27 protein-coding genes and 1 tRNA gene are annotated in these 26,275 nt (G+C 67.4%); 13 read left to right on the forward strand and 15 right to left on the reverse strand.

Annotated elements, in window-relative coordinates:
- Positions 1–19: 19 nt before the first annotated feature.
- From DR_RS01440 to DR_RS01450, 3 genes are read right to left on the reverse strand one after another with little or no spacing between them, the layout of a single operon-like run.
- Positions 20–886, reverse strand: a complete 867-nt coding sequence (locus tag DR_RS01440; RefSeq protein WP_010886922.1) for an SMP-30/gluconolactonase/LRE family protein — start codon at positions 884–886, stop codon at positions 20–22.
- A gap of 47 nt (positions 887–933) precedes the next feature.
- Positions 934–1,548 carry a histidine phosphatase family protein gene (locus DR_RS01445; RefSeq protein WP_010886923.1) on the reverse strand — a complete coding sequence of 205 codons (615 nt, stop codon included), beginning with the start codon at positions 1,546–1,548 and terminating at the stop codon, positions 934–936.
- A 2-nt stretch (positions 1,549–1,550) separates the two neighbouring features.
- Entirely contained in the window at positions 1,551–1,949 is a 399-nt protein-coding gene (locus DR_RS01450; RefSeq protein ID WP_051618908.1) for an acyl-CoA thioesterase, read from the reverse strand.
- Positions 1,950–2,271: 322 nt separating this feature from the next.
- Between DR_RS01450 and DR_RS01455 the strand changes: the two genes are divergently transcribed.
- From DR_RS01455 to DR_RS01510, 12 genes are all read left to right on the forward strand, one after another.
- Positions 2,272–3,348, forward strand: a complete 1,077-nt coding sequence (locus tag DR_RS01455) for an ABC transporter substrate-binding protein (protein WP_338107136.1) — start codon at positions 2,272–2,274, stop codon at positions 3,346–3,348.
- Between the two features lie 179 nt (positions 3,349–3,527).
- Positions 3,528–4,385: a branched-chain amino acid ABC transporter permease gene (locus DR_RS01460; protein ID WP_010886926.1), complete on the forward strand. Its 858-nt coding sequence runs from the start codon at positions 3,528–3,530 to the stop codon at positions 4,383–4,385.
- Positions 4,382–5,386, forward strand: a complete 1,005-nt coding sequence (locus tag DR_RS01465; RefSeq protein ID WP_010886927.1) for a branched-chain amino acid ABC transporter permease — start codon at positions 4,382–4,384, stop codon at positions 5,384–5,386. Before DR_RS01460 ends, DR_RS01465 begins: the two co-directional genes overlap by 4 nt.
- Positions 5,379–6,251: an ABC transporter ATP-binding protein gene (locus DR_RS01470; RefSeq protein WP_010886928.1), complete on the forward strand. Its 873-nt coding sequence runs from the start codon at positions 5,379–5,381 to the stop codon at positions 6,249–6,251. Before DR_RS01465 ends, DR_RS01470 begins: the two co-directional genes overlap by 8 nt.
- Positions 6,244–6,951 carry an ABC transporter ATP-binding protein gene (locus DR_RS01475; protein ID WP_010886929.1) on the forward strand — a complete coding sequence of 236 codons (708 nt, stop codon included), beginning with the start codon at positions 6,244–6,246 and terminating at the stop codon, positions 6,949–6,951. Before DR_RS01470 ends, DR_RS01475 begins: the two co-directional genes overlap by 8 nt.
- A gap of 174 nt (positions 6,952–7,125) precedes the next feature.
- Positions 7,126–7,833, forward strand: a complete 708-nt coding sequence (locus tag DR_RS01480) for a hypothetical protein (protein ID WP_010886930.1) — start codon at positions 7,126–7,128, stop codon at positions 7,831–7,833.
- On the forward strand, positions 7,830–8,468 hold the full coding sequence (locus tag DR_RS01485; protein WP_010886931.1) for a hypothetical protein: 639 nt from the start codon (positions 7,830–7,832) through the stop codon (positions 8,466–8,468). Before DR_RS01480 ends, DR_RS01485 begins: the two co-directional genes overlap by 4 nt.
- Positions 8,469–8,600: 132 nt before the next feature.
- A complete protein-coding gene (locus DR_RS01490; protein ID WP_010886932.1) occupies positions 8,601–11,471 on the forward strand; it encodes a 2-oxoglutarate dehydrogenase E1 component in 2,871 nt (956 codons plus the stop codon).
- 123 nt (positions 11,472–11,594) lie between these two features.
- On the forward strand, positions 11,595–12,638 hold the full coding sequence (locus DR_RS01495; protein WP_010886933.1) for a hypothetical protein: 1,044 nt from the start codon (positions 11,595–11,597) through the stop codon (positions 12,636–12,638).
- A gap of 81 nt (positions 12,639–12,719) precedes the next feature.
- On the forward strand, positions 12,720–13,397 hold the full coding sequence (gene nth / locus DR_RS01500) for an endonuclease III (RefSeq protein ID WP_010886934.1): 678 nt from the start codon (positions 12,720–12,722) through the stop codon (positions 13,395–13,397).
- A gap of 75 nt (positions 13,398–13,472) precedes the next feature.
- Positions 13,473–14,693: an MFS transporter gene (locus tag DR_RS01505; RefSeq protein WP_010886935.1), complete on the forward strand. Its 1,221-nt coding sequence runs from the start codon at positions 13,473–13,475 to the stop codon at positions 14,691–14,693.
- A gap of 6 nt (positions 14,694–14,699) precedes the next feature.
- Complete coding sequence (locus tag DR_RS01510) at positions 14,700–15,419, forward strand: zinc ribbon domain-containing protein (protein ID WP_027480283.1); 720 nt, start codon at positions 14,700–14,702, stop codon at positions 15,417–15,419.
- 71 nt (positions 15,420–15,490) lie between these two features.
- Here the strand turns inward: DR_RS01510 and tatA are convergent, their stop codons facing one another.
- The 12 genes from tatA to DR_RS01565 form a co-directional block, all read right to left on the reverse strand.
- Positions 15,491–15,844 (reverse strand): twin-arginine translocase TatA/TatE family subunit, encoded by a 354-nt coding sequence (tatA, locus tag DR_RS17100; RefSeq protein ID WP_010886937.1) that lies wholly within the window; start codon positions 15,842–15,844, stop codon positions 15,491–15,493.
- A 154-nt stretch (positions 15,845–15,998) separates the two neighbouring features.
- A tRNA-Ala gene (locus DR_RS01520) sits at positions 15,999–16,074 on the reverse strand.
- Positions 16,075–16,158: 84 nt separating this feature from the next.
- On the reverse strand, positions 16,159–16,797 hold the full coding sequence (locus DR_RS01525; protein ID WP_010886938.1) for an HAD family hydrolase: 639 nt from the start codon (positions 16,795–16,797) through the stop codon (positions 16,159–16,161).
- 37 nt (positions 16,798–16,834) lie between these two features.
- On the reverse strand, positions 16,835–18,223 hold the full coding sequence (locus tag DR_RS01530) for a nicotinate phosphoribosyltransferase (protein WP_010886939.1): 1,389 nt from the start codon (positions 18,221–18,223) through the stop codon (positions 16,835–16,837).
- A gap of 52 nt (positions 18,224–18,275) precedes the next feature.
- Positions 18,276–19,124 carry a metallophosphoesterase gene (locus tag DR_RS01535; RefSeq protein WP_010886940.1) on the reverse strand — a complete coding sequence of 283 codons (849 nt, stop codon included), beginning with the start codon at positions 19,122–19,124 and terminating at the stop codon, positions 18,276–18,278.
- The gene (locus DR_RS01540) at positions 19,121–19,417 is read right to left on the reverse strand and encodes a hypothetical protein (protein WP_010886941.1); all 297 of its coding nucleotides are present in this window, start codon (positions 19,415–19,417) and stop codon (positions 19,121–19,123) included. The genes DR_RS01535 and DR_RS01540 overlap by 4 nt, the downstream gene beginning before the upstream one ends.
- 43 nt (positions 19,418–19,460) lie before the next feature.
- Entirely contained in the window at positions 19,461–20,933 is a 1,473-nt protein-coding gene (locus DR_RS01545) for a UDP-N-acetylmuramoyl-L-alanyl-D-glutamate--2,6-diaminopimelate ligase (RefSeq protein WP_010886942.1), read from the reverse strand.
- A gap of 75 nt (positions 20,934–21,008) precedes the next feature.
- Positions 21,009–21,632, reverse strand: coding sequence for a deoxynucleoside kinase (locus DR_RS01550; protein ID WP_010886943.1), 624 nt, complete (start codon positions 21,630–21,632; stop codon positions 21,009–21,011).
- Positions 21,632–22,249, reverse strand: a complete 618-nt coding sequence (locus tag DR_RS01555; protein ID WP_010886944.1) for a deoxynucleoside kinase — start codon at positions 22,247–22,249, stop codon at positions 21,632–21,634. The genes DR_RS01550 and DR_RS01555 overlap by 1 nt, the downstream gene beginning before the upstream one ends.
- Before the next feature lie 82 nt (positions 22,250–22,331).
- On the reverse strand, positions 22,332–22,586 hold the full coding sequence (locus DR_RS17225) for a PDZ domain-containing protein (RefSeq protein WP_420895951.1): 255 nt from the start codon (positions 22,584–22,586) through the stop codon (positions 22,332–22,334).
- Positions 22,587–22,606: 20 nt separating this feature from the next.
- Positions 22,607–23,431 (reverse strand): S1C family serine protease, encoded by an 825-nt coding sequence (locus tag DR_RS01560; protein ID WP_010886945.1) that lies wholly within the window; start codon positions 23,429–23,431, stop codon positions 22,607–22,609.
- Positions 23,428–23,634: an FmdB family zinc ribbon protein gene (locus tag DR_RS01565; RefSeq protein WP_027480281.1), complete on the reverse strand. Its 207-nt coding sequence runs from the start codon at positions 23,632–23,634 to the stop codon at positions 23,428–23,430. Before DR_RS01565 ends, DR_RS01560 begins: the two co-directional genes overlap by 4 nt.
- A gap of 579 nt (positions 23,635–24,213) precedes the next feature.
- Here DR_RS01565 and glmS point away from each other — a divergent pair.
- Positions 24,214–26,034 (forward strand): glutamine--fructose-6-phosphate transaminase (isomerizing), encoded by a 1,821-nt coding sequence (gene glmS, locus DR_RS01570; RefSeq protein WP_027480280.1) that lies wholly within the window; start codon positions 24,214–24,216, stop codon positions 26,032–26,034.
- Positions 26,035–26,275 lie beyond the last annotated feature (241 nt).

The raw sequence follows: 26,275 nt of genomic DNA on the forward strand, positions 1-26,275 counted from the left end.
GCCCTGACCCCCGTAGTCCTCACCCCCGCACGTTCGTTTCGATGCTCCAGAACTCGGTGCTGACTGTCATGTAGAGCGTCCGGCCTTCCGGCCCCCCGAAGCAGAGGTTGGAGGTCGTCTGCGGCGTCAGCACGCGCCCGAGTTCGTCGCCGTCGGGGGTCAGCACATGTACGCCGTCGCCCGCGCTTGCCCAGATGAGGCCGCCCGCGTCCACCCGCAGGCCGTCGGTCTTGCCGGGTTCGACGGTGAAGTGGACGCCCTGGTACTCGGTTTCGCCCCGCGCATTCAGGCAATAACGGTGCGTGGCGTTGTCGCCGGTGTCGGACACCAGCAGGTTGCCGGAGGGCAGGAAAGCCAGGCCGTTGGGCTTCACCCGGTCGCGGATGGGCGCACTCAGTGTCCCGTCCGGTGCCAGCCGAAACACCCAGCGGCCCGGCAACTCCATCTCGCCGCCGTAGCCTTCCTCGGGCTTGTCGATGCCGTAGGTGGGGTCGGAAAACCACAGGCTGCCGTCGGGCGCGAGGCACACGTCGTTGGGGCTGTTGAGTTTCTTGCCCTCGAACGAGTCGGCTATGCTCTCCCACTCGCCGCCCGGTTCGCGCTGCCGCTCCAGCCGGCGCAGGCCGTGCGAGCAGGCGATGAGGTGGCCCTGCTTGTTCAGGCAGTGGCCGTTCTGGTGGTGGCTGGGGTGCATTTCGGGCGACAGTTGCCCGTCGTCGCTCCAGGCCCAGGTGCGGTTCTGGCGCACGTCGCTGAAAATCACCGCGCTGCGCGCAGGCACGTAGACCGGGCCTTCGGTCCAGGTAAAGCCGTCCGCCAGCCGCCGGGCCTCGGCCCCCGCGGGAAAGAGGTCCAGAAATTCGGGGCGGGCCGCTCGCAAGGTCATGGGGGCAGGGTAGAGGCTAGAGATGTGAAGGGAAAAGCGAGAAACGTTCAGCTTGCGGCGTTTGCCCCGGCCCGCCGCCACGTCCCGCCCCGGCACTCCAGCACCATGCAGCGCCCGTTCTTGATGCGCTCGGCATAGGGAATCGGGTAATTCACCTGCGGCTCCAGCGGCAGCCCCAGCAGGTCACGGGCCAGCGTGCGAAGGGCGATGGAGTGCGAGAAAGCGATGACGCGCCCGCCGGGAAACTCGGCCTGCACGTCCGTTAGCCACCCACGCATCCGCGCCGCCACGTCTTGCAGGCTCTCTCCGCCCGGCACCGCCTGCGCCCAGGGGTCGGCCTGCCAGCCCGCGTAGCCGCCGTGCGCCTGCATCTGCGCCAGCGTGTGGCCCTCGTAGTCGCCCAGATTCAGCTCGCGCAGTCGGGCGTCCAGCCGCAGCGCCCGGCCCGGCAGCGCGAGTTCGGCGGTCTGCCGCGCCCGCGTGAGGTCGCTCGAATAAACGGCGTCGAAAGTCTGCCCCGCCAGTTCCTCGCGCAGCGCTCTGGCCTGCGCCCGGCCCGCGTCGCCCAGCGGGTTGTCGGTCCAGCCCTGCCACTGCCCTCCCTCGTTCCACGCGGTTGCGCCGTGCCGCACGAGCAGCAGGGTAAGGTCCGGCCCCGCCATCTTCAGGGCCGCGCCTCGTAGTCGGGCTGCTCGCTGTCGGTGCTGCCTTCTGGAAGGGGAGGCACCGGGCGGGGCTTGCCGTCCTCGCCGAGCGCCACGAAGGTAAAGAGCCCCCCGGTGGCGAGTTGCTGCTCGCCCGACGCCATGTTTTCGCGGTACACGTCCACCCGGATGGTCATGGACGAGCGCCCCACCCGGATGACGCGGGCGTCGAGCGCCACGGCGTCGCCCACCCGGATGGGCACGTGAAAGTCCACGCCGTCCATGCGGGCGGTGACCACGTTGCCCCCGGCGTGCCGGACGGCGGCGACACTGGCGGCCTTGTCCATCAGCGCCAGCACCCAGCCCCCGAACGCGGTGCCGTGGTAGTTGGTGTCTTTGGGAAACACCAGTTCGAGCATACGGGCGCGGCTGCGCGGCGCGGGCGTGGTGGGCGGGGTCACGGGAGGAGTCACCGGCGGAGCATACCGGCGCGGGTGCCGGGGCAGGGGGTCACTGCCGGGCAGACACCCGCGCGGGCACCTCCGCGAACACGTAGGTAGACCTGCCGCGCCGCCCTTTTGCGAAGTGACCGACCCACCACTAAAGCCTGTTGTCAAGTTGCCGGCGCAAAAAGTAAACAAATGATTTGACACCCCCGGCGGCGCATGGCAGCATACCCGCACAGCCACAATTTGTAAGCGTTCAGGGGCGAAAAAAGCCTCTGTGACGGGAGGTTTTAACATGAAGCGAATCGGATTCCTTGCTCTGCTTTCTCTGTGCGCCGGCTCGGCGCTCGCCGATAAGGTCGTCAACATTGGCTTTTCCGGCCCCCTGTCGGGCGGCGCGGCGGCCTACGGCAAAGACACCCTCAGCGGCCTTCAGATGGCGGTGGACACCCTCAACAAGTCGGGCGGCATCAAGGTCGGCAACGACAAGGTCACCTTCAAGGTGGTCAGCCTCGACGACCGCTACCTGCCCAACGAAACGGCGACCAACGTCAAGCGCCTGACCGGGCAAGACATCCAGTTCATCTTCGTGCCGCACGCGGGCGGGATTCAGGCCGTGCAGCCGCTCGCCATTCGTGACCCCGAATTCCTGCTCGTGGCGTACTCCTCCGAGCCCAAGATTCTGGCGGCCAACAACCCCCTGACCTTCATGCTGCCCCCGCGCTACGACAACTACGCGCAGCCCTTCGTCGCCACCGAGATGAAGACCTTCGGCAAGAAGCTCGCTCTGGTGGGCACCTCGAGCGCCTACGGCAAGCAGTGGGCCGACCTGATCGAGAGCGAGTGGAAAAAGCAGGGCGGCACCGTGGGCCGTGACAACGCCGTGGACTACAACACCACCGTGGACTTCAGCGCCGCCGTGACCAAGGCGCTCTCCGAAAAGCCCGACGTGCTGTTTATCGGTGGCCCCAGCCAGCCCACCGCGCTCGTCATCAAGGCCGCGCGCGAGCAAGGCTTCAAGGGCGGGTTCATCGTGATGGACCAGGCCAAGTTCGAGCAGATGGAAACCGTCATTCCCAAGAACTACCTCGACGGCAGCGTGGGCGTGCTCCCCACCCGCGACTTCCCCGGCACCCAGAGCTTCGTGGTGCAGTACCAGCGCGCCTACAAGAAAATCCCCACCAGCGAAGCGGGCCTGAACTACATGGGCATGAACGTGCTCGCCAAGGCGATGGAACTCGCCGGGACCACATCCGACCCGCGCAAGGTCCGGGCGCAGCTCGACGCCGCCGCCAAGGCGCTGCCGCAGTCCAAGACCGTCTACAAGGTCTTCGGGGTCACGCCGCAGGCCACATGGACGCCGAGTTCCTGATCGCGAGCGCCAAGGGCGGCAAGTACACCAAGCTGCGCGCCGACAAGACCTACAAGTAAGCCGCTGACCGAGGCGGCAAGACAAGGGCACAAGGGCGTCCCGGTTCCTGGGGGACGCGCCTTTTCTTTCCCCGCCCCCGCTTTTCGCCGCCCCGTTTCCCACGTGACAGGAGCTTTCCCTTGACCACAGTTTTGCAACAACTTTTCAACGCGCTCGCGCTCGGCGGGGTGTACGCCCTGGTCGCGCTGGGGCTGACGCTGGTCTACGGCGTGATGAAAATTCCCAACTTCGCCCACGGCGGACTGTACATGCTCGGCGCTTACCTTTCTTACGCGGGCATCAGCTCGCTGGGGCTGGGGTACGTGCCCGCGCTGCTGCTCTCTGCCGTCGTCGTGGCGCTGCTCGCTGCCCTGATGGAACGGGTCATTTTCTTCCCGCTGCGCAACGCGCCGCACGTGCAGCCCATGATTGCCGCGCTGGGCGTGCTGTTTTTTCTGGAAGCCGGGGTGCAGCTCATCTGGGGCGCCGACTTCAAGCAGGTGGCCGAGCCAATCCCAGGCATCCTCAATATCGGCGGCGTCACGATCACCTGGCAGCGCCTGATCGTGCTCGTCGCCAGCGTGGTCGCCATGCTGGGGCTGAACTTCTTCCTGCGCCGCACCCTGACCGGCGCCACCATCGAGGCGATGGCGCAAAACCGTGAGGGCGCACGGCTCGTCGGCATCAACACCGGGCGGGTCGGGATGCTCACCTTCGCCATCTCGGGGGCACTCGCGGCCATCGGGGCATCTCTCATCGCGCCCATCGTGTCGGTCACCCCGGCGATGGGTGAAATCATGAACCTCAAGGTCTTCGCCATCATCATCCTGGGCGGCATGGGCAGCATTCCCGGCGCCATCGTGGGGGCTTTTTTGCTCGCCTTCGCTGAAGTGTTCGGCGGCTACATCAACCTCGACTTTGCTGAGGTCATCGGCTTCGCGGTGCTGGTGGTCGTGCTCGCCATTCGTCCGCAGGGCCTGTTCCGGAGGGCCGCATGATGGGCGCCAGAGGCAAGAGTACAGCGGCGTGGCTGTGGATTCCGGCATTTTTGCTGGCGGCGGCGGTGCCGTTTTTGCACCCCAGCGGCTTTACCATGGAGCTGCTCATCAACGTGATGATCTGGTCCATCGTCACCTACGGGCTCAACGTGCTGCTGGGCTACACCGGGCAGTTGCCGCTGGCGCACGCCGGGTTTTTCGGCATCGGGGCGTATACGGTGGGCATCCTGACGCTCAAGCACGGCTGGAGTTTCTGGGCGGCGTGGCCGCTGGCGGTGGTGCTGTGCGCCCTCGGCGGGCTGCTGCTGGGGCTGGTGGCCTTCCGCACCAAGGGAGACGCCTTTTCCATCTTCACCCTCGGGGTGGGCGTCATCATTCAGCAGGTCATCAACAAGTGGGACGCCCTGACCGGCGGCAACGACGGCCTCAACGGGATTGCGCCGCCCGCCGGGCTCGATACTTTCGCGCACGGGCTGGGGCTCAAGCTCAATGGGGGCTTTTACCTGCTGGCGCTGCTCGCGCTCGCACTCACGGTGCTGGTCGCGGCGCGGGCACGGCACAGCGTCTTCGGGCGTTCGCTGCTCGCCATCCGGGGTGGGGAAGACCTCGCCCGCAGCGCCGGGATTGACGTGTTCGGCCATAAGCTGCGGGCCATGATGCTCTCCACCGCCATCGCGGGCTTCGCGGGTGGGCTGTACGCCGTCTACGTGGGCTTTCTCGGCTCGGCGGTGACAGGGCCGGTAACCACCTTCACCACGCTGCTCTACCTGCTCGTCGGCGGGGTGGGCACGCTGCTCGGGCCGCTGCTCGGTACCGCGCTGATGTACGGGCTGACCCAGCTCCTCAAGGACTTGCAGGACTACCAGTACATCGTCTTCGGGCCGCTGCTGGTGCTGCTGGTGATGTTCATGCCGCAGGGCCTCGTCGGCCTGTGGGAAAAGGTCCGTGCCCGGCGCCGCCCGGTGTCCGCGCCTTCCGCCGCAGAGGTGAGCCATGACTAACCCGAGCACCCCACCGCTGTCAGGGGCCCCGTTGCTGGAAGTGCAGGGCCTCGGCATCCGCTTCGGCGGGCTGCACGCGGTGCGCGACGTGACCGCGCAGCTGCAACCGGGCCGCATCACCGCCATCATCGGACCCAACGGCGCGGGCAAAAGCACCTTCTTCAACCTGATCTCGGGCTTTTACAAACCCACCTCGGGCCGCATCATCTTCCGGGGCGAGGACATCACCCCGCTGCGCACCCACCTGGTCGTCGGGCGCGGCATCGCCCGCACCTTTCAGACGACCACCATCTACCAGGAACTCAGCGTGCTCGACAACGCCATGATCGGCCACCGCGTCCGCACCCGCGCCGGACTGCTCGACGCGCTGCTCCGCACGGGCCGCGAGCGCCACGACGAGAGTGAGAGCCGCGCCGGAGCGATGCGGGCGCTCGAACGGGTGGGCCTCGCCGGACAGGCCGCGCTCCCCGCCGGGGCGCTCAACCAGGAAGGCAAAAAGCGCGTCGGCATCGCCATGGCGCTCGCCAGCGACCCGCACCTGCTGCTGCTCGACGAACCCGCCGCCGGGATGAACCCCGAGGAAACGGAAAACCTGATGGGCCTGATTCGCCAACTGGTGTCGGGCGGCCTGAGCATCGCGCTGGTCGAGCACAAGATGAACCTGGTGATGGGCCTGGCCGACGACATCCTGGTGCTGCACCACGGCCAGAAAATCGCCCAGGGCACCCCGGCGCAGATCACCCGCGACCCGGCGGTGGTCGAAGCCTACCTCGGCTCGCACGCCCACGGCGGGCAGATGGGTCAGGAGCAGGAGCAGGGCGGGCAACCGGGCACCGTTCAGGACGCGGGGGTCGACCATGCTTGAAGTCCGCGACCTGAGCGTCAAATACGGCAACTTCACGGCGCTCCACAGCATCAACCTCACCGTGCAGCCCGGCGAAATCGTGGTGCTGCTCGGCGCCAACGGCGCGGGCAAAAGCACGCTGTTTCGCACCCTCAGCGGCCTGCAACGGCCCTCGGGCGGCGCGGCGACCTGGCAGGGCACCCCGCTGACCGGCGGCAAACCCGAGTTCAACGTGTCGCACGGGGTGTCGCAGTGCCCCGAAGGCCGCCTGCTCTTTCCCGAACTGAGCGTGGAAAAAAACCTGCGGCTCGGCGCCTACGTTCACCGCCGGGACGCAGCGGGCAACGAGCGCGAGCTGGAAAAGGTCTACGAGCTCTTTCCCGCGATGGTGGACAAGCGCCACGCCCCGGCGGGCAGCCTCTCGGGCGGGCAACAGCAGATGGTGGCGATTGGCCGGGCGCTGATGGCGCGGCCCTCGCTTCTGCTGCTCGACGAACCGAGCCTCGGCCTCGCCCCGCTGGTGGTCGAGCAGGTGCTCGCCGCCGCGCAGCAGATCAACGCGCAGGGCGTGAGCGTGCTGCTCGCCGAGCAAAACGCCTACGCCGCGCTGAGCATTGCCCACCGGGGCTACGTGCTCGAAAGCGGTCAGGTGACTTTGCAGGGCACGGCGCAGGAACTGATGAACGATGACCGGGTGCGGAGCGCCTACCTGGGCGTTTGAGGCAGGACTTCTCTGCTTTCTGAGAAACCAAGCGTCAGGGCAGCCGGGCAAGGGAAAGCACAGTTCTCCCTTGTCCGGCTCCTTTTGTGCCGCTTTGCCTTAATCGTTCCGAAGCTGACCATTTCCTGACTTAATGTCTTTAAATCCTTCTCACGCCTCTCTAGAATGTGAGGCATGAATCAAAATTTTCGGAGACTGAGCCTGCTCGCAGGCAGCGTGGCGCTTGCCAGCCTGCTCACCGCTTGCCCAGGCCGGCGCATGTATGACCCGGGCGTGACGCTGAGGTTTTCGCTTCCCGAGGGAGAGAGCCAGAGTGGGCCGATGGCGATTCAGGCGATGTACACCACCCGCGACGAGGCGGGGCAGGTCGTCATGAAGCCGCTGCCTGAAGGCTCGGGCTACGGCTACTTTGGTGGCCGCGAGGGGAGCATCACGCTGAACAAGGTGAGCCTCGACAAGGTGCTCGCTGACGGGAAGTGCTTGCCCTACCGCGCCGACAAGGTGACCCGCGTGACTGAGCCGGCGGCGGTCCGCAGCTGCGACATCAACTTCTTCGTGTACAGCGGCTCGGCGAACAGCCCGGCGCAGCCCAGCAGCGCCAACCTGCGCTACCTGACCCACGACACCTACAGCTACGCGGGCCAGAACTTCACCTACACCTCGGCGTTCAGCGACAAGGGCCTGACCTCGCAGGAAACCGGCACCCGCCGCGCGGGCTGGTCGCTGGTGCGCCACCTCGTGCTCCACCCGTCGGACGCACCGAACACCTACCGCGTCGTGCGTGACAGCGTGGAAGACAGCCAGCTCAACTTGCCCATCACCCTGCACGCCCCCAGCGACTACTTCACCAGCATGGGCGTGAGCACCGGAGGTGCCCAGTGACCAGCCATACAGTGAAAAGCCAGACAGCGAAACTCACTCCCCTGCTGGCCCTGACCGTCCTCGGCGCGGCGCTAGTCTCATGCGGCCAGCAAAACACGGCCCCCAACCTCGGCGGCCTGCCCCCGCTCGACACCGGCATCACCGTGCGTTTCGACGCCGCGCCGGACAACACCTACCTGACCCTGAGCACCGATGAGGACGCCGCGAGCAAGGTGGTCTATCAGAAGGCCGTCCCGACGGGTGCGCGCGACTTCAAGCCCGACCTCAACGACTGGAAGGCGCTGTCCAAAGACGCCGTAGCACTCACCCTGCCCGGCGGTCAGACCACCCCGGCGGTGCTGTTCCTGAAATGGGGCATGTTCCAGGACAAGAACAGCAACGGCAAGCCCGACGCGGGCGAGTGGCTGAACCGCATGACCCATGACCGCGTGGCCTACGCCGACAAAGCCTTCCAGGCCGAGTTCGATGAACCTGCCGCCATGCATCAGGTGTGGAACATCGCCTCCGGCTGGAGCCGCGCCGAGCACTACGTCTACGCCCCGCTGGAAGGCAAGGACGACTTCCGGCGCTTCTCGCGCAGCACCACGTTCTGGGACTTCACGCTGCATGTGGAGACGCCACTGAGCAGCATGTAAGCAGGTAAGCGGTGAGGGGCGGGGGAGCAGAGCGCGGCGTCGGCGGCCCCTCCCCCCGCCGCGCCGTATTTGCCTCCCGAACGGTAACGCCCCCCTCGGCCTGACAGCGCCGGGAGGGGTATTCTGGGGATTATGACCCAGTCGCACGACGAGCCGATGCAGACGATGATGTGGGGTGGCAACGCCGCCTTCATCGAAGGGCTGTACGAGAGTTACCTTCAGGATCCTTCCTCGGTGGGCGCCGAGTGGCGCAGCTATTTCGACGGGCTGCGCGGCGGCGCCCAGGAGCGCGTTCACAGTGAAGTGCAGCAGCGCTTCTACGAGCTCGGCCAGCACCGGGGCCCCGTCACCGTGCAGGTGACCGGCGGCGCGAGCGGTGCCCAGCAGGCGGCGGGCGCCCTCGTGACCGCCTACCGCGTCTACGGGCACATCAGCGCCCGCAACAACCCGCTCAAGCTGCGCGGCGTGCCCACCGTGCCCGAGCTGACCCCCGAGTTCTATGGGCTCTCCGAGGCCGACCTCAGCGAACAGGTGCAGGACAGCCCCTTCAGCGGCACCCTGCGGGACGTCATCGCGCAGCTGCAAGACACCTACTGCGGCGCCATCGGTTTCGAGTACAACTACCTGCCGGCCAACGAACGCGCCTGGTTTCAGGAGCGCATCGAGAAGGGGCGCGGTCAGGGCCGCTACGGCCTGAGCCAGGATGAGCGCCGCCGCCTGATGCAAAAGCTCAACGCCGCCGAAGGCCTGGAGCTGTACCTCAAGAACCGCTACCCCGGCGTCAAGCGCTTCGGTCTGGAAGGCGGCGAGAGCTTTATTCCGCTGATGGACCGCATCATCCAGCAGGCCGGCGGGCGCTACGGCGTCAAGGAAGTCGTGGTGGGCATGGCGCACCGTGGCCGCCTGAACACGCTCGTCAACATCTTCGGCAAGCCCTCGGGCACGCTGTTCGACGAGTTCGACGGCAAAAAGAAACTCAGCGACGACCCCGATATCGCGGGCGACGTGAAGTACCACATGGGCTACTCCAGCGACGTGCGGACCCCCGGCGGCCCGATGCACCTCGCTATGGCCTTCAACCCCTCGCACCTCGAAATCGTGTCGCCCGTCGTGCACGGCTCGGTGCGCGCCCGGCAGGACCGCCGCGGCGACACCGAGCGCAAGCAGGTGTTGCCGATTACCGTGCACGGCGACGCCGCCGTCTCGGGGCAGGGCGTGGTCATGGAGACGCTGAACTTCTCGCGTCTGCGCGGCTTCACGACCGGCGGGGCGATTCGTATCGTCATCAACAACCAGATCGGCTTTACCATCTCCGACCCGCGCGACAGCCGCTCGAGCCGCTACTGCACCGATGTCGCCAAGATCGCCAACGCGCCGGTCATGCACGTCAACGGCGACGACCCCGAAGCGGTGGCCTTCTGCGGGGACCTCGCGCTCGCCTACCGGCAGGAATTCGGCAAGGACGTGTTCATCGACCTGATCTGCTTTCGCCGCAACGGCCACAACGAAGGCGACGAGCCGCGCATGACCCAGCCGGTCATGTACCGCGAAATCGACCAGCACCCCGGCACCCGCGCCCTCTACGCCGCCCAGCTGGAAAAAGACGGTGTGCTCGCTGCCGGTGAAGGCGACAAGCTGGTGAACGACTTCCGCGACCGCCTCGACCGGGGTGAGACCGTCGTGGAAGAGATGGAAAACGCCGAGCAGAGCAAGCTCGCGGTGGACTGGAGCGGCTACACGAACACCCACTGGAAGGACGACGAGGTGGCGACCGCCGTGCCGCGCGAGAAGCTCGAGGCGCTCGGCCTGAAGCTGACGCAGGTGCCCGAGGGCTTCCGCGTGCACCGCACCGTCGAGCGCACCGTCATCAAGGCGCGTGAAGCGATGGCCAGGGGCGAGCAGCCGCTCGACTGGGGCATGGGCGAAATGCTGGCCTACGCCTCGCTGCTCGACGAGGGCTTTGGCCTGCGCCTCGACGGGCAGGACTCGGGGCGCGGCACCTTTGTGCACCGCCACGCCGTGCTGCACAACCAGGACGCCGTAGACCCCCTGAGCGAGGAGTACATGGCGCTCGCGCACCTCTCGCCCGAGCAGGGCCGGGTGGAAGTCATCGACTCGACCCTCTCCGAAGAAGCGGTGCTCGCCTTCGAGTACGGCTACTCGACCAGCGAACCCAAGGCCCTGGTCGCCTGGGAAGCGCAGTTCGGCGACTTCGCCAACGGCGCGCAGGCCGTAGTGGACCAGTTCCTGTCGGCGGGCGAAAGCAAGTGGCAGCGCCTGAGCGGCCTGACCATGCTGCTGCCGCACGGCTACGAAGGCGCCGGCCCCGAGCACTCCAGCGCCCGCCTGGAACGCTACTTGCAGCTGTGCGCGCAGAAGAACATGCAGGTCGTGGTGCCGAGCAGCGCCGCGCAGATTTTCCACCTGCTGCGCCGTCAGGTCCTGCGTCCCTACCGCAAGCCCCTGATTGTGATGACACCCAAGAGCCTGCTGCGCAACAAGCACGCCATGAGCCCGCTGAGCGACCTGTACGACGGCGTGTTCCACGAAGTCATCGGCGACGCCGAAGTGCAGAACGCCCGCCGCGTCGTGCTGAGCAGCGGCAAGCTCCACTGGGAACTCACCGAAGCCCGCGAGAAGGACAAGGAAGGCTACGCCGGCACCGCGCTCGTGCGCCTCGAGCAGCTCTACCCCTTCCCCGCCGAGCAGGTCAAGGCCGAACTCGCCAAGCATCCCGGCGCGCAGGTCGTCTGGGCGCAGGAAGAGCCTGAAAACCAGGGCGCGTGGCTGATGATCTGGGAAGACCTGGAACACTGCCTGCAGCCCGGTCAGACGCTGACCCACGCCAGCCGCCCGCGCTCGGCGAGCACCGCCGTGGGCTACACCAGCGTGCACGTCCGCGAACAGGCCAAGGTCATCGCCGACGCGCTCGGTGAGCCGATCACCCGTCAGGACGTGGACGCCCAGGTGCCGCTCACCGAGGAAGCGAGCGCTCAGGGCTGAGCCCGCACCACAAAGCAGCAAAGAGGAGGGGAGGCCCGCGCAGGCGCCTTCCCCCTCTTCTTTTATTGCCTGCCTGCTTGCTGACCTTTTGAAGCCCGGACGGTGCAGGCGCTACGCTGAGCCATGCGCCGAATGTTCGCCCCGCTGCTGCTCGCTGCGGCCCTGCTGTCCGCTGCTGCCCAGGCCCAGGCGGTCTATGGCCCACCCGCACCCCCGGCACCTGTATCCCCAGCGCCTGGACTCCCTGCGCCCGTCACGCCCGCGCCGGCTGCGGCTGTGGCAGTCGCTCCCGGCCTCGCGCTGACCGCTCCCGCAGATACCCTACGCGAGTACCGTCTGAGCGAAACGACCCGCGTGCGCTACGACAACGTGCAACTTGAGGTGAGCGGGGGCACGCCGGAGACAGCGGCGGCCTTTCAGAACCAGTTTCGCGCCGCGCTGCGGGCCCGCGAGGGCGAGCGGACCCTGAACGCCAAGCAGTTTCTCAAGGTGCTGCCCGCCGAGGGCACGCCGGGGCGTTACCTCTGGAACACCATCAGCAGCGAAGGCGGCAAGGCGGTGTCGTCGCGCTCGCTGCGGACGCTGGGCACGGCGGACGGCGGCACCCTGACCTTCCAGCCCGAGGCGGTGGCTGCCGGCACCGACCCCAGCGTGGCTGCGCTGCTCGCGCCCGTGCAGGCCGAACTCGCCCGCACCCACGCCGAACTGCTCGCGGGCCTCGACCCGGCCAGCTTCGGGCTGCTGCGCGGCGGCCCGGCGGCGGGCAGTCCCAAGCCGGGGCAGGGCTTCGTGCGTCTGAAGACCTTGCAGCCGCCCTCGCCGCTCATGTCGCTGCCGGGGCAACAGGTGGTGGGGGCGCCGCTGCAAGTCGAGCAGCAACTGCGCTTCGAGAACGAGGAGGGTGGGCAGCTCGTCTTTTTCCGTCAGGCGCGGGTGGTGCAGCCGGGGCAGCTGCTGAGCGGGTCGGTCGAGGGCCTGATGACCCTGTCGCGCTACGTCTACGACGGCGAACTGCGCCTGACTCCCGATGGCCTGCCGGTCAGTGCCGAGCGCGGCGAAGCCTACGCCGTGCAGATGTCAGGCCGCCTCAAGCAGGGCGACCTGAGCGCGACCTACAGCTTGAACGTGACGGTGACCTCGCTGCTGACGCTGACGCCGGTCAAATAATCGGACCGTCCTCGCAGGCCAGTCACTAAGCCTTCTGGCCTAGCACCGTAAAGCGCGGCGGCGCGGTGTACCCTGCCCGTCGTGACTCGCAATTCTGCCTCCCCGCGCCTGCCTGCCGGGGCCAGGGCCAGAGCGCCCCAGGTGCTCAGCGCCCTGGGCCGGCTTTACCCCGACGCCCGCACCGAACTCGTGTTCAATACGCCCTTTGAGCTGCTCGTCGCCACCGTTCTGTCGGCGCAGGCCACCGACGTGAGCGTGAACGCCGCCACTCCCGCCCTTTTCGCCGCCTACCCCGACGCCCACGCCCTGAGTCAGGCGACGGCGGACGACATCGAGCCGTACATCCGCTCTATCGGGCTGTACCGCGGCAAGGCGAAGAATCTGGCCGCGCTCGCCCGGCTCCTTGTAGAGCGGCACGGCGGCGAGGTGCCCAACGACTTCGACGCGGTGGTGGCCCTCCCCGGCGCGGGCCGCAAGACCGCCAATGTGGTGCTGTCCAATGCCTACGACTACCCCGCCATCGCGGTGGACACCCACGTGGGCCGCCTCGCCCGCCGGCTGGGGCTGAGCGTGCAGACCAACCCCGACAAAGTGGAAGCCGACCTGCAAAAGCTCTTTCCCCGTGACCGCTGGGTGTTCCTGCACCACGCGCTGATCCTGCATGGCCGCCGCGTCTGCCACGCCCGCAAGCCCCAGTGCCCGTCGTGCGAATTGGCGAGCTTCTGTCCGAAAGTAGGGGTGGAGCATGTCGAGGGTTGATGGTGAACGGTTGATGGAGAAGCAGCTTTTCCTATCAACCATCAACCCTCTCCCATCAACGCACCGGGGCCGCCCATGAGCTGGCGCTTTACCCGGCAGGTCTGGCTGTACCTGCTCTCGGCCTTCAGCTTCGGGCTGTCGCAGGCGTTCATGATGCTGTTTCTCAATTTCTACCTGCGGGCGCTGGGCCTCGACCCGGCGTGGCAGGGCTTTCTCAACGCGCTGCCCGCGCTGACCCTGGCGGCGCTGAGCCTGCCGGCGGTGGCGCTCGCCCGGCGCATCAGCAACGCGCACACCCTCAAGGTCGGCGCGGCGCTGAGTATGCTCGGCACGCTGCTGATGGCGCTCGCGCACGGGCCGGTGCTGGTCATCGTGGGCGGGCTGATTCAGGGCGCAGGCTCGGCGCTGAGCGTGGTTGCCGGGGCGCCCTTCATGGCGAACAACAGCGACGAAAAGTCGCGGGTGGCGCTGTTCAGCGTGCAAAGCGCCCTGATGACCGGCGCCGGCTTTCTGGGCAACCTGCTGGGGGGCCGGGTGCCCGAACTGTACGCGGCAGCCACCCACACGCTGCCGAGCAGCCTGGGCGCCCTGCGCGTGGCCCTGCTCGTTGCGGCGGGACTGCAACTGCTGGGGCTCTTGCCGGTGCTGTTCCTGCGTCCGAGCGGCAAGACCCGGCCCGCGGGCCGCAGCCTCGCCGTGCGCGACAAGGCCACCATGGCCCGGCTGGTCTTTCCCAACGTGCTGGTGGGCCTGGGGGCGGGGGCGACCATTCCCTTTCTGAACGTGTATATCGAGGGCCGCTTTCACGTGGATTACGCCAGCCTGGGCAGCCTGTTCGCCTGGACCAGCCTGGCGACGGCGCTCACCTCATTGGTGCAGCCCCTGCTGGTGCGGCGGCTCGGGCAGTTGCCGACAGTGCTGGCGGTGCAGGTGAGCAGCTTGCCGTTTCTGGCGCTGTTGGGCTTCGCGCCGCAGCTCTGGATGGTCACGGTGGCGATGTTTACGCGCGGCGCCCTGATGAACGCGGCGGGCCCGGTCTACAGCGCCTACGCCATGACCGTGCTGCCCGAGGAAGACCGGCCCATGTACTCGGCGGTCAACACCATGGCCTGGGACCTGGGCTGGGCGCTCAGTTCCATGCTCTCAGGCGTGGTGCGCGGGGCGCTGGACTTCAGTCTCGCTTTCAACGTGCTGTTCGGCTGGACGCTGCTGATGTACGCCGCCAGCGTGCTCGCCATCTATCTGGGGCTCTATCGCCGCGCGGGGGCCGGCGTGCGGGCCGGGGGAGTACACTGAGACTTGATGAGTGAGCTGACTCCTTTGCAGCGCCTGCACCGCATTCAGGCCATTGACCTGAATCTCGACCGCCTGCGAGCCGAGGAGGGCAACTTCCCCGACGACCTGCGGGCGGCCCGCGCCGAGCAGGACCGACTGAACAACGACCTCGAAGACACCGAGATCACCCTGGAAGGCTTCGAGAAAAAGGTCCGCCAGCACGAACTCGACCTCGCCAGCCTGCGCGAACAGCTGGCCCGCGCCCGCGAAGACCAGGAAAAAAATGCCTTCGACTCGCGTGCCCAGAGCCAGTACGGCAGCCGCATCCAGCAGCTCGAGGAGCGGGCCGAGGAACTCGAAGAAGACCTCGCCCCCCTGCGCGAGCGGGTGCAGGAGCTGAGCGGCAAGGCGAGCGGTCTGCGTGACCAGCACCGCGCCCTGCGCCCGCAGCTCGGCGAACTCGAGGACCGTGACGAGGGCCGCATCCAGGGCCTGCGCGACCAGGGCGAAGGCGAACGCCAGGAACGCGCCAGTCTGGTCGAGCACCTCGACGCCCGCACCGTCAAGGAATACGACATGATCCGCAAGGCGAAAAAGGGTGTCGGCCTCGCCGAGGTCAGGGGCGGACGCTGCTCGGCGTGCAACGTGATGCTGCCGGTCAACGTGCAGCAAAAGGTCGCCCAGGCCAAGCTGCCCCCGGTCAAGTGCCCCTCGTGTGGCCGCTTCCTGATTCGCCTCGACGCCTGAGCCCAGCTAGCAAAAGCCCCACCCGCCAGCTTCGGCTCGGGTGGGGCTTTTCTTGGTAGGAGTGGCTGCTCTCAGCCTTCTTGTTTGACGGGCTCCGGCACGGCCTGCACCGGGGCCACAGCAGCCGCCACCGCCTGGGGCGTGACCTGCTGCGGAGTCACCGCCGCTGCGGCCACCGGGGTGCCCTGGCCGGCCTCCACCTGGGGCTGGGCGGCAATGACCTGCACCTGGGCCGGTGCGGGCGCGGCGGGGCCAGCGTCGCGCATGGCGCCGTCGAACTCTTCTTTCAGACCCTGGGTGCTGCGCCGGAATTCGCGCAGGCCCGCGCCGAGGCTCTTGCCGAGTTCGGGCAGTTTGCGCGGACCAAACACCAGCAGGGCCACGAGCAGGATGATCAGGATTTCAGGTGCGCCGAGGTTGGGCATGGGGGTCTCCTTGGGGAACCGCGCCGGGGGCGGCTCGACAGCGTTCAGTGTAGTCCCGTCAGATCAAAGCCAGGTTAAACGGGAATTGAGCGGAGACTGGTTCAAAGCAAGCCAGACCAAGAAAAAGGACGCTGCCCGTAAGCAACGTCCTCTCTGGTGGAGCTGAGGGGATTCGAACCCCTGACCTTCTGAATGCCATTCAGACGCGCTCCCAACTGCGCCACAGCCCCGAACAGCTCAGCTAGTGTACAGAGGGTTGCCGAATCTGTCAACGGGGGCGAGCGGCACAAGTTCCGGTAAGAGTGACCTTTGGCCTACATGCCCATTCTGCGGCGAAAATCTGCCGCGGACGTGAACAGGTGCGCCGACCAGCCGGCGGCCCGCGCTGCTTCCACGTTTTCTATGCTGTCGTCCCAGAAAACGATCTGTTCGGGGGCAACGCCGAGGGTAGCGGTCACTGCCGCGTAGTAATCGCCGCTCGGCTTGCGGTGGCCGACGGCGTAACTGGCAAAATGCCCGTCGGTTACGGCGTCCAGGCCGCTCTCGGTCATCAGGTGCTGCACGCGCAGTTGCTCCTGATTGGTCGCCAGGTAGACCCCCCAGCCGGCACTCCGTAAGTCAGCGGTGGCGGCCAGCATGTCGCGGTTCGGTCTGTTTTCGTACTCCAGCCACTCCCGGTAAAACTCCTCCGGCGACCCCTCGCGGCCAACCGCTTGCATCAGCGTGGGCAGATGCTCCAGCACGCTGCTTTTTCCGGTGGAAGCGGACTGAAAGCCGTCGGCGAAAAAAGCCCGGACGGGCGCAGCGGGAAAGCGCGAGCAGAAGAAATCAGGCAGCTCGATCAGGACACCGTCCACGTCGAGGAGCAGCACCTGAGAGGCCGGGTCCAGCGCGGGCAGTCGAGGGTGTGGCCGCAAGCGCTCTTGCAGGGAGCGGAGGTTCAGTCTGGGCATAGTGTCCTCCCACCCAGCCCGTCAGGCCTTCTGGCCTTCATCCTCGTCCCCGAATCTCCTCCAGCGTGTCCTGCACCAGCAGTTCGCCGTCGCGGTAGACGGTGCGCATCAGCGAGCCGGGGAAATCGGTGTCGAAGGTGCGGTACTGCCGGGTCACCATGCGTCCGTTTTCCTCCACCAAATCCAGCACGCCGTCCTTGCTGCGCTTGCCGGGGTCGGTCACCGGGTCTTTGTAGATGCCCCGGTATTCGCCGTCGATCAGGCCCGCGCTGGCCTTGTAGGCGAAGCGCTGGGTGTCGCGGTCCACCTTTTGCAGCAGCGCCCCGCCCATGCCGAAGGTGACGTTTTCGGCGGAAAAGCCGTCCACGTACAGGTTTTGCAGAATCTGGCGAATGGTGCTCTCGTCTATGCCGTCGCCCTGAATCACCCGGACGTGTTGCAGCACCTTGAAGCCCTTGGAGTTGGTGGTGGTGCCGTACTTGGCGGCCAGCGCGTTCACCGCGAGGCGCACCATCGCCGGGGGGTCGCCGGAGTCGGGACGGACGACCAGGGTGCCGCCGCTCTCCTCGACTTCTTTCCGCAAGGTTTCGCCCCAGTGCACGTTGATGGCGTGTTTCAGGTCGTAGCTGTCCGAGACGACGGCGTACACCTTACCGGGCTTGCCGAACTGCCGGACCATGTTGCGGTAGGCGTCCACCTCGTGCTCCTTGCCCCAGCTGGTGATGGTGGAGTGCTCGGCGGCGGGAATAGAAAAGCCCGCCAGCTCGGCGCCGTAGTAGTTGCGGCCCACCCGCAGGGCCTCCAGGGTGTCGCTGCCCTGAAAGTTGACGAGATGCGCCAGCCCGCCGATGCCCGCGCTTTCGCGGCTGCTCACGCCGCGCGAGCCGAAATCGTGCAGCTTGAAGGGCAGCTCCTCGGCGGCGCGGTCGGAGGTGTCTTCCAGCGCCTGCCGAATGATTTCGCGGATATGCCAGCTCTGGGTGCAGACGGTGGTGGGATACCACACCCGCATCAGCATCGTCTCGAACCAGCCGGGCAGCCAGGGCAGCTCGGGGTCGGTGTTGGTGCAGCTCATCAGCACGTTGTGGATGGGCACCAGCGTCCCTTCGGGCACCGCGCGGATTTCCAGCGGCAGCTTGCCGCCGTGCACCTCCACTACTCGCCGCCAGCCCTCATAGGGAAACGGCTCGCCGTGCGCCTCGATGACGGCGCGGGCTTCTTCGACCATCTCCATCGTCACCCGGCGGGTCAGGTAGCGGCTCAGGATGTACTGCAAGCCGAAAAAGCGCGTGACCGGGTAGCGCCCGCCGCGCGATTCCAGATATGAAAACAGCCGGGTGGTGCCGGGCGGGTACTGCAAAAAGTGGCTCGACTTGTACGAGTCGGTGTCCAGAATCAGGTTGAGGTCCGAAAGCGGGGTGGTCATGGGGGGTCCTCCAGTACGGCGAGCAATGAGGCAGGGGCAGAGCGGGAGAGGCTTACCAGGGCGAGGAATTGGACTGAGGCGGCGCAGGACGCGGCTCGCTCAGGCGCAGTTCCTCGGAGGGCATCGGCTCACCGAACTGCATGTATTTGCGCGCGGTCTCGGGCGTGCCGCGCCCTTGCAGCACCCGGATGACCGGGCGTTCCTGCGGGTTGCCGAGTTCGACCAGCGCCAGGCGGCCCGTTTCGTAGGCGCCGAGGTCCACGTACACATGCCGTCCCAGTCGGGTTGGCTGGCGCACCGGGGTGTGCCCGTGCAGGCTGTAGACCACGCCGTCCGGTAGGGGAAACGGCCCCTCGAAAGGCCGCAGCCACAGCGCCGCCGACAGCGGGTTGGGGTGGGTCTGGTGTGCGACCGGGGGCGCGGCGTGCGACACCAGCACACTTGGCCGGTCGGCGCCGGGGGCCTCGGCGTGAATCTCGCCGTCGGCGGTCACGTACACCACGCGCCTGAGGTCGGGCAGGTTCAAGTACCGCTCCAGCAGCGCGGGAAACTGTTCCAGCGTCAGGCTGCCGAGTTCGCGGCGCACCGTTTCGCCCCCGGCGCGCATCCACCAGTGGTAGCCCTCCATCGCCCGGCGGTAGTCGCCCATATCGTGGGTGCCGAGGTAGTCCTTGTACCAGCGCGGCCCTTCCTGCGCCATGCGCTCGTGGTTGCCCATCAGTAGGGTGGCGCGGCCCGCCGCGTGGAGTTCGAGCAGCAGTTCGATGGTGGCGAGACTGTTGGGGCCACGGTCAATCGCGTCGCCCAGGCTCAGGAAATGCGCCGAGGGAAAGCGGTCCACGGCGGCGCGCAGCAGGTCCACCCGCCCGTGCAGGTCGGGAATGACGATGACCTGTCTCACGCCTTTTCCCCGAGCTGGCTGTCCTCTGGCTCATCGGCCCCAGGTTCATCAGAGAAGTCGAGCAAAGTCTGCTTGCTGCGCTCGCGCAGGAGCCGAGGCGCGTCGGTGTCGGGAGTGAAGGTCAGGTGGCCCTGCGCCGCCCGCACGCGGTAGCCCTGGCCGTCGGCGGCGCCGGGCAGCCACTCGGCGGGAAGTTGAAAGGTGCGGCCCTGCTCGTCTTCCACGTCGGCGAGCCCGGCGTCCTCGTCGAGCACGTCAATCACCAGCAAGGTGTCGGCGGAGTCTTGCGTCATGCCGCGAGTCTAGAGGGAATAAGCAGAGGGGGTAAGGAAACGATTACCGCTCGGCAAGCACCGCCCGCGCCTCCGCGACCTCGTTCCAGGGGAGCGTCTCCGTCGCGCGTTCAAGGGTGTCCTCGGGGCCCTTGCCCGCCAGTAGCACGGTGTCGCCCGGCTGCGCGTGCGTGACGGCATACCGGATGGCCTCGCGCCGGTCGCCGATACTGACGAAGTTGCTGCGGCCTTCCTCGCGGGCGCCGCGCTCCATCTCATTCAGGATGTCCTGAAGTGGCGTATCGCGGCAGTCCTCCTCCGTCAAAATCGCGTGGTCGGCCAGCCGCGTCGCCACCTCGCCGAGCGGTGCGCGCTTGTACGGGTCGCGCGGGCCGCCCGCTGAGCCGATGACCACCCACAGGTGCCCGGCGGTGGTCGCCCGCAGCGTGCCGAGCGCCTTTTCCAGACTCGGCGGCGTGTGCGCGAAATCCACGATGACGCGGGGAGAGGTTGCACCGCCCGGCACGAGTTCCATGCGCCCCGGCACGCCCCGGAAGGACGCCAGGCCCGCCTGAAGTTGCAAGGCGGTGGCGCCGAGGTGATGGGCCGCCGCCATGCCCGCCAGCGCGTTGGCGACGTTGAAGCGGCCAATCATCGGCAGCTCGGCCTGAAAGTCGCCCGCCGGAGACACCACCCGGAAATGCAGCCCGCTGTGGCGCTCCTCGATGTCCTGTGCCCGCCAGTCGGCGTGCTGGTTCTCGGCGGAGTAGGTCGTTTCCCCCGGCGCGATGCCCCGCAGTTGCGCGGTCCAGGGGTCGTCCACGTTCAGCACGGCGAAGCGGGCGCGCTCGACCAGTTTGCGTTTGTCGGCGAAGTAGTTGTCCAGCGTGCCGTGAAAGTCGAGGTGTTCGCTGCTCAGGTGCGTCCACACCGCCACGTCCCAGTCCACGCCGCGCACCCGGTCGAGCGACAGCGCGTGGCTGCTCGCTTCGAGGACCGTCGCCTGCGCGCCCGCCGCCACCATCTCGCGCAGCGTGTCCTGCACCTGCGGCGCCTCGGGCGTGGTGAAGTGCGCGGGAAAATGCCGCAATTCGCCGTCGGGCAGCTCATAGCCGACGGTGGACAGCAGCCCGGTGGCGAGCCCCGCCGAGCGCAGCAGGTGCCGGGTCAGCCAGCTCGTCGTCGTCTTGCCGTCGGTGCCGGTCACGCCGACCACCTTCAACTCGCGGCTGGGGTGCCCCGCCAGGGCCGCCGCCGCGTCGGCCAGTGCAGCGCGGGCGTTCGGCACCGTCAGGTAGGGCAGCGGCGAAGTTTGCCCGTCTGCCAGTCCTTCTCCCAGCACCGCCACCGCGCCCGCCGCCTGCGCCTGTTCCATAAAGCTGTGCCCGTCGAACTTGGCGCCCCGAATCGCCACGAATGCGGAGCCCGGCTGCACCCACGCCGCGTTGTGGGTCACGCCCGTCACCTCGGTGTCGGTCTGGGGGTCGGTCTCAGGAGCAGGCAACTGAAGTGCGGCGGCGAGGTCGGAAAGGCGCATAGGGGAGAGGGTAGAGCTTCTTTTGACCCTCTACCAAGGGGAGAGGGCCTTGCAAAGCAAGGGGTGAGGGGTCTCTCAGCGCAGCAGCGGCAGCCCGTAGCCGTGTGCCTGCACCCGCCCGCACACCCACTCGAAGGCCTGCGGGTCGTGCACGAAGTCGAGGGCGTCGCCGTCCACCCGCACCACCGGGCACAGGTCGAAGGCGGCAATCCACCCGGCGTAGAGCCGGTTCAGGCCCGCGAGGTACTCGTCGGGGATGGCCTGCTCGTAGTCGCGTCCGCGCAGAGCGATGCGCCGCCGCAGCGTAGGCAGCCCCGCGTCGATGTGAATCAGCAGGTCCGGCACCCGCAGCGCGGGCAGCACGCCTTCGTACAGGCCCCGGTAGGTCTGCCAGTCGCGCTCCCCCATCTGGCCTGACTCGTAGAGGTTGCGGGCGAAGATGTTGGCGTCCTCGAACACGGTGCGGTCCTGAATCACGTAGCGCGCGCCCGTCACCATACCGAGGTGCTGCTCGAGCCGCCGCGACAGGAAATACACCTGCGAGTGAAAGGAGTACTGTCGCATATCGTGGTAAAAGTCTTCCAGGTAGGGGTTTTCGGCATACGGCTCGTACACCGGGCGCAGGCCGTAGCGCTCGGCGAGCATCCGCGTCAGCGTGCTTTTGCCGCTGCCGATGTTGCCCGACACCGCCACGTACATCAGCGGTCCTCCCCGGCGGGGGCCTGCGCGAGTGCCGCGTCGATCTGGTCGAAAATCGCCTGCTGGTCGGCTTCGTTCGCCACGAAGTCGTAGTTCCCCGCCTCCAGAATCAGGTGCGGGTGGGCGTAGGTGCGGAAATAGTCGTCGTAGCGCCCCGTCAGGTCGGCGAGGTAGGCGGCCTTCATGTCGTGCTCGAAGGGTCGGCCCCGCCGGGCGATGCGGCGCAGCAATTCCGGCGGGTCGGCCCGCAGGTACACCACCAGGTCGGGCGTGGGCAGCCGGGGCGAGAGGTGGCCGTAGAGGTCCTGATACAGGTCGAACTCGGCGTCGCGCAGGTTCATCGCCGCGAAGATGAAGTCCTTGTCGAACAGGTAGTCGCTGACCACCTCCGGGCGGTAAAGCCCCGGCTGCCACAGTTGCGAGAGCTGCTTGAAGCGCGAGAGCAGAAAAAACGCCTGCACCTGAAAGGCGTAGGCCTGCGGCTGCTCGTAGAACTTCGCCAGGAAAGGGTTTTCCTCCACCACTTCCAGATTCAGCTCTGCCCCGCTGCGCTGCGCCAGCCGCTGCGCGAGGCTCGTTTTGCCCACTCCGATCGGCCCTTCCACCACGACATACATCAGGAGGAAGTGTAGAGCGTAGCGGGAAAAGAGATGCCCCTTCGCCCGCCACGCCCTTTTGCCGCGCTCGCTTGCCCGGCTCTTAGCCCACCGTGCGCTTGAGCAGCGTTACCGGCACCTTGACCTGCTGGCGGTCGCGCCACAGGGTCAGGGTCACCGTTTCGCCGGGGCGCTTGGCCGCGACCAGCCGGATCACGTCAAAGGAGTTACGCACGCTCTGGCCGTCCACCGCCACGATCACGTCGCCCAGCGGGGCGAGCAGTTGCCCCTTGGCGTTGCGTAGCGAGCCGCGCAGGTCGGCCACAGCGGCGGCGCTTCCGGCGGCCACCTCGTCCACCAGGGCGCCCTCGGCACTCGTCAGGCCCGCGAACTCGCGCAGCCGGGGTCGAGGGTGTCGAGGTCCACCAGGGTCGCGCCCAGGGTGCCGCGCTGCGGGGCGCCGGTCTTTTCGAGGTCGTCCACGCTCTGCGCCACCAGGTCGCTCGGCAGCGCCAGCCCGATCAATCCCGCCACCGCCAGGTTCGGCGCGGCGTTGGCGGCGGCCACCCCGACCACGGCGCCGCGCGAGTCGAGGACCGGGCCGCCGGAGTTGCCCTGCTGGATGCTGGCGGTGGTCGCCAGGTACTGCCCGACCTCCTGGGCAATCGTGTCGGTGCGCGGCACGTCGCGGGCGCTGGCGAGCACGCTGAAAATCCCGGTGCTCACGAAGTTGGGAAAACGCAGCGGCGTGCCGATGACCAGCAGCTTTTGTCCCGGCACCAGCCGCGCACTGTCTCCGAACGCCAGCGTGCCCGGCGCCGTGACCCCCTGCACCCGCAGCAGCGCGATGTCGATGCCGGGGTCGGTGGCCTCGATGCGGGCGGTCGCCTGCCGGCCGTTGGACAGCGTGACCGTGATCGCTTCCTGGTCCTCGACCACGTGATAGTTGGTCACGATCAGGTCACGCTTGTAAAAAAATCCGCTGCCGACTTCGACCGGGTCGTCGCCGGGTTGCAGCGCTTCCTTACGCAGCCGCACGTCGATACGCACCACGGCGGGCAGCGCGGCCTGCACGACCTCCACGGTGTTGATCTCGTCGGGGGTGACCAGCGCCTGCTGGGCTGATACCCGCCCGACCAGATATGCGCCGGCCGCCGCGCCGAACAGCAGCAGCGTCAGGGCGGCGGCGCGCAGGGGCTTCACTCGCCGCCGCCCCCCTCGCCGCCCGACTTGCGCGAGTCGTTGACGTAAAAGCCGCTGCCTTTAAAGGCGATGGCCGGGCGCGACAGCACCCGTTTGACCGGCGCGCCGGTTTCGGGGTGCTCGGTGTAGGGGTCGTCGCGCATGTGCTGCACGAGTTCGTAGATTTCGCCGGTGTTCAGGTCTTTGTAGAGGTAGGTGGGCATCAGTGGGGTCCTTCGGGGCGGGGGCGAGCGCCGGCTGGGCGCCGTCCCCGGCAAAACAGGGGGTCGGGATGGAGAAAGCCCGTCTCGCACGCGAGCGAGGCCGCGCCCATCCTAGCAGGACGCGGGCCGGGCGCGACCCTGAGTGTCTTACACATCCTGCTCACTTGCCTGCGGCGCTCATCGGTGTGTTCGGGTGCTATCCTGCCCGCCGAACCCCACACGAGTGGGCGGGGTTCGACTTCTTCGGGCAGCGCAAGGCCCCGGCGACACGTGATGTCACAAGCCGGGGAGACGAGGTGGAGGTCAGCGACTTTTCTGCGGATGCCTCCAGGCCCCGGTGAACGGGCCTACCCGGCGCGTGCTTTGCCGCTCTGAGTCAAAGACTCCGGCAGGCAGAACCACGCGCAAGCCCGGCGATAAGCCCCGCAGCAATGCGGGCATAAGGCCGGGCAGCTCACCACACCCCAGCAAGTGGCTGTGCGCGGCGCCGTCCCCCGGTGGACCTTCCCTTTTCGCCCCGGTGCGGAAGCGGAGTCCTCCGGGCGAGGCAAGGCGCCCACGCACGCCAGAGGAGCTTTTATGTGTGGAATTGTCGGTTATATCGGTCCCAGGCAGGCGCAGGACGTGCTGCTGAGCGGTCTTTCCAAGCTCGAATACCGTGGTTACGACAGCGCGGGCGTGGCGGTCGGTGACGGCGCGTGCATCGCGGTGCGCAAGAAGGCGGGCAAGCTCGCCAACCTCGCGGGTGACTTGCAGGCCGCGCCGCTGAGCGGCAGCTTTGGCATCGGGCACACCCGCTGGGCCACCCACGGTCTGCCCAACGACCGCAACAGCCACCCCCACACCACCGAAGACGGGCGCATCGTGCTAGTGCACAACGGCATCATCGAGAACTACCTGCCGCTCAAGGAAGAGCTGCTCGCACGCGGCCACACCTTCAAGAGCGACACCGACTCTGAAGTGGTCGCCCACCTGATCGAGGAGGCGTACCAGGGCAACCTCGAAGAAGCGGTGCAGGCGGCGCTGGCGCAGGTGCGCGGGGCCTACGCGCTCGTCGTGACCCATGTGGACCACCGCGAAATCGTGGCGGCCCGCACCGTGTCCCCGCTGGTGATGGGCGTGGGCGAAGGCGAGATGTTCCTGGCCTCGGACGTGCCCGCGCTGCTCGCCTACACCCGGCAGATGGTGTTCCTGATGGACGGCGATATGGTGATTCTCAGCGACGACGGCTACCGCGTCACCGACCTGCAAGGCCACCCCGTGCAGCGCGACGTGGAGACCATCGAGTGGGACGCCGAGGCCGCCGAGAAGGGCGGATTCGACACCTACATGCTCAAGGAAATCTACGAGCAGCCCCAGGCGCTGACCAACACCCTGCTCGGGCGCCTGCGTGACGAACAGGGCGCGGTGGACCTCGACATCAGCCTCGACCCCACGTCGTTCAAGCGCATCTCCATCGTGGCCTGCGGCACTGCGTACTACGCCGGGCTGGTCGGCGAGTACCTGATCGAGCAGCTCGCCCGCATCCCGGTGGAGGTGGACGTGGCGAGCGAGTACCGCTATCGCAACCCGCTGGTCGGGGAAAACACCCTGGCGATTGCGGTGAGCCAGTCGGGCGAAACCATCGACACGCTCGAGGCCATGCGCGAGGCGAAAAAGGGCGGGGCGCAAACGCTGGGCGTCATCAACGCCAAGGGCAGCTCCATGACCCGCGAACTCGACAGCACGCTGTATATCCACGCCGGACCCGAAATCGGCGTGGCGAGTACCAAGGCGTACACCAGCATGGTGAGTGCCTTCCTGATGCTGGCGCTGTGGCTGGGCCGCGCGCGCGGCACCCTGAGCGACGCGGAGGGCGCCGAGCTGATCCACGCCGCCCGCGAACTGCCCCGCCTGGTCGAGGACGCGCTCAAGCCCGAGCGCGTGCAGCGCATCAAGGAAGTCGCCGAGAAGTACGCCCACGCCCGCGACTACCTGTTTCTGGGGCGCGGCGTGAACAGCCCCACCGCCTTCGAGGGCGCACTCAAGCTCAAGGAAATCAGCTACATCCACGCCGAGGCCTACGCGGCGGGCGAGATGAAGCACGGCCCCATCGCCCTGATCGACGAGAACCTGCCGGTCGCGGTGATTGCGACGGAGAGCCGCTTGCTCGAAAAGACCATTTCCAACGTGCAGGAAGTCCGTGCCCGCGCCGGCAAGGTCATTCTGTTTCTCTCCGACGGCGACGAAGAAAATGCCCTGCACGGCGACGACGTGGTGTACCTGCCCCGTGCCCACGAACTCGTCAGCCCGGTGGTCAACGCGGTGGCGATGCAACTGCTCGCCTACTTCACCGCGACGGCGCTCGGCAAGGACGTGGACAAGCCGCGCAACCTCGCCAAGTCGGTGACGGTGGAGTAAGGGCACCGACGCGGCCTGCGTACTGAATAGCCTAAAGGGGTGCCCGACCTCCCAGAGGAACGGCGTCCCTTTTCTATGCCTCCTGGCGGTCCAGGCTCTAAAGAATCCCTGGCGGCGGCCTTCCGGTGCCTGCTCTAGAGCATTTGACAAAAAGATGGCACAGCTTTTTGGCGAGCGGAACGAGTACAAAACGTTGAGCAGGACGGAGAATGGAGCGGGTGGCGGTGCTGTTGCCGACACC

Origin of the sequence: Deinococcus radiodurans R1 = ATCC 13939 = DSM 20539, assembly GCF_000008565.1 — a bacterium.
GTDB lineage: Bacteria > Deinococcota > Deinococci > Deinococcales > Deinococcaceae > Deinococcus > Deinococcus radiodurans.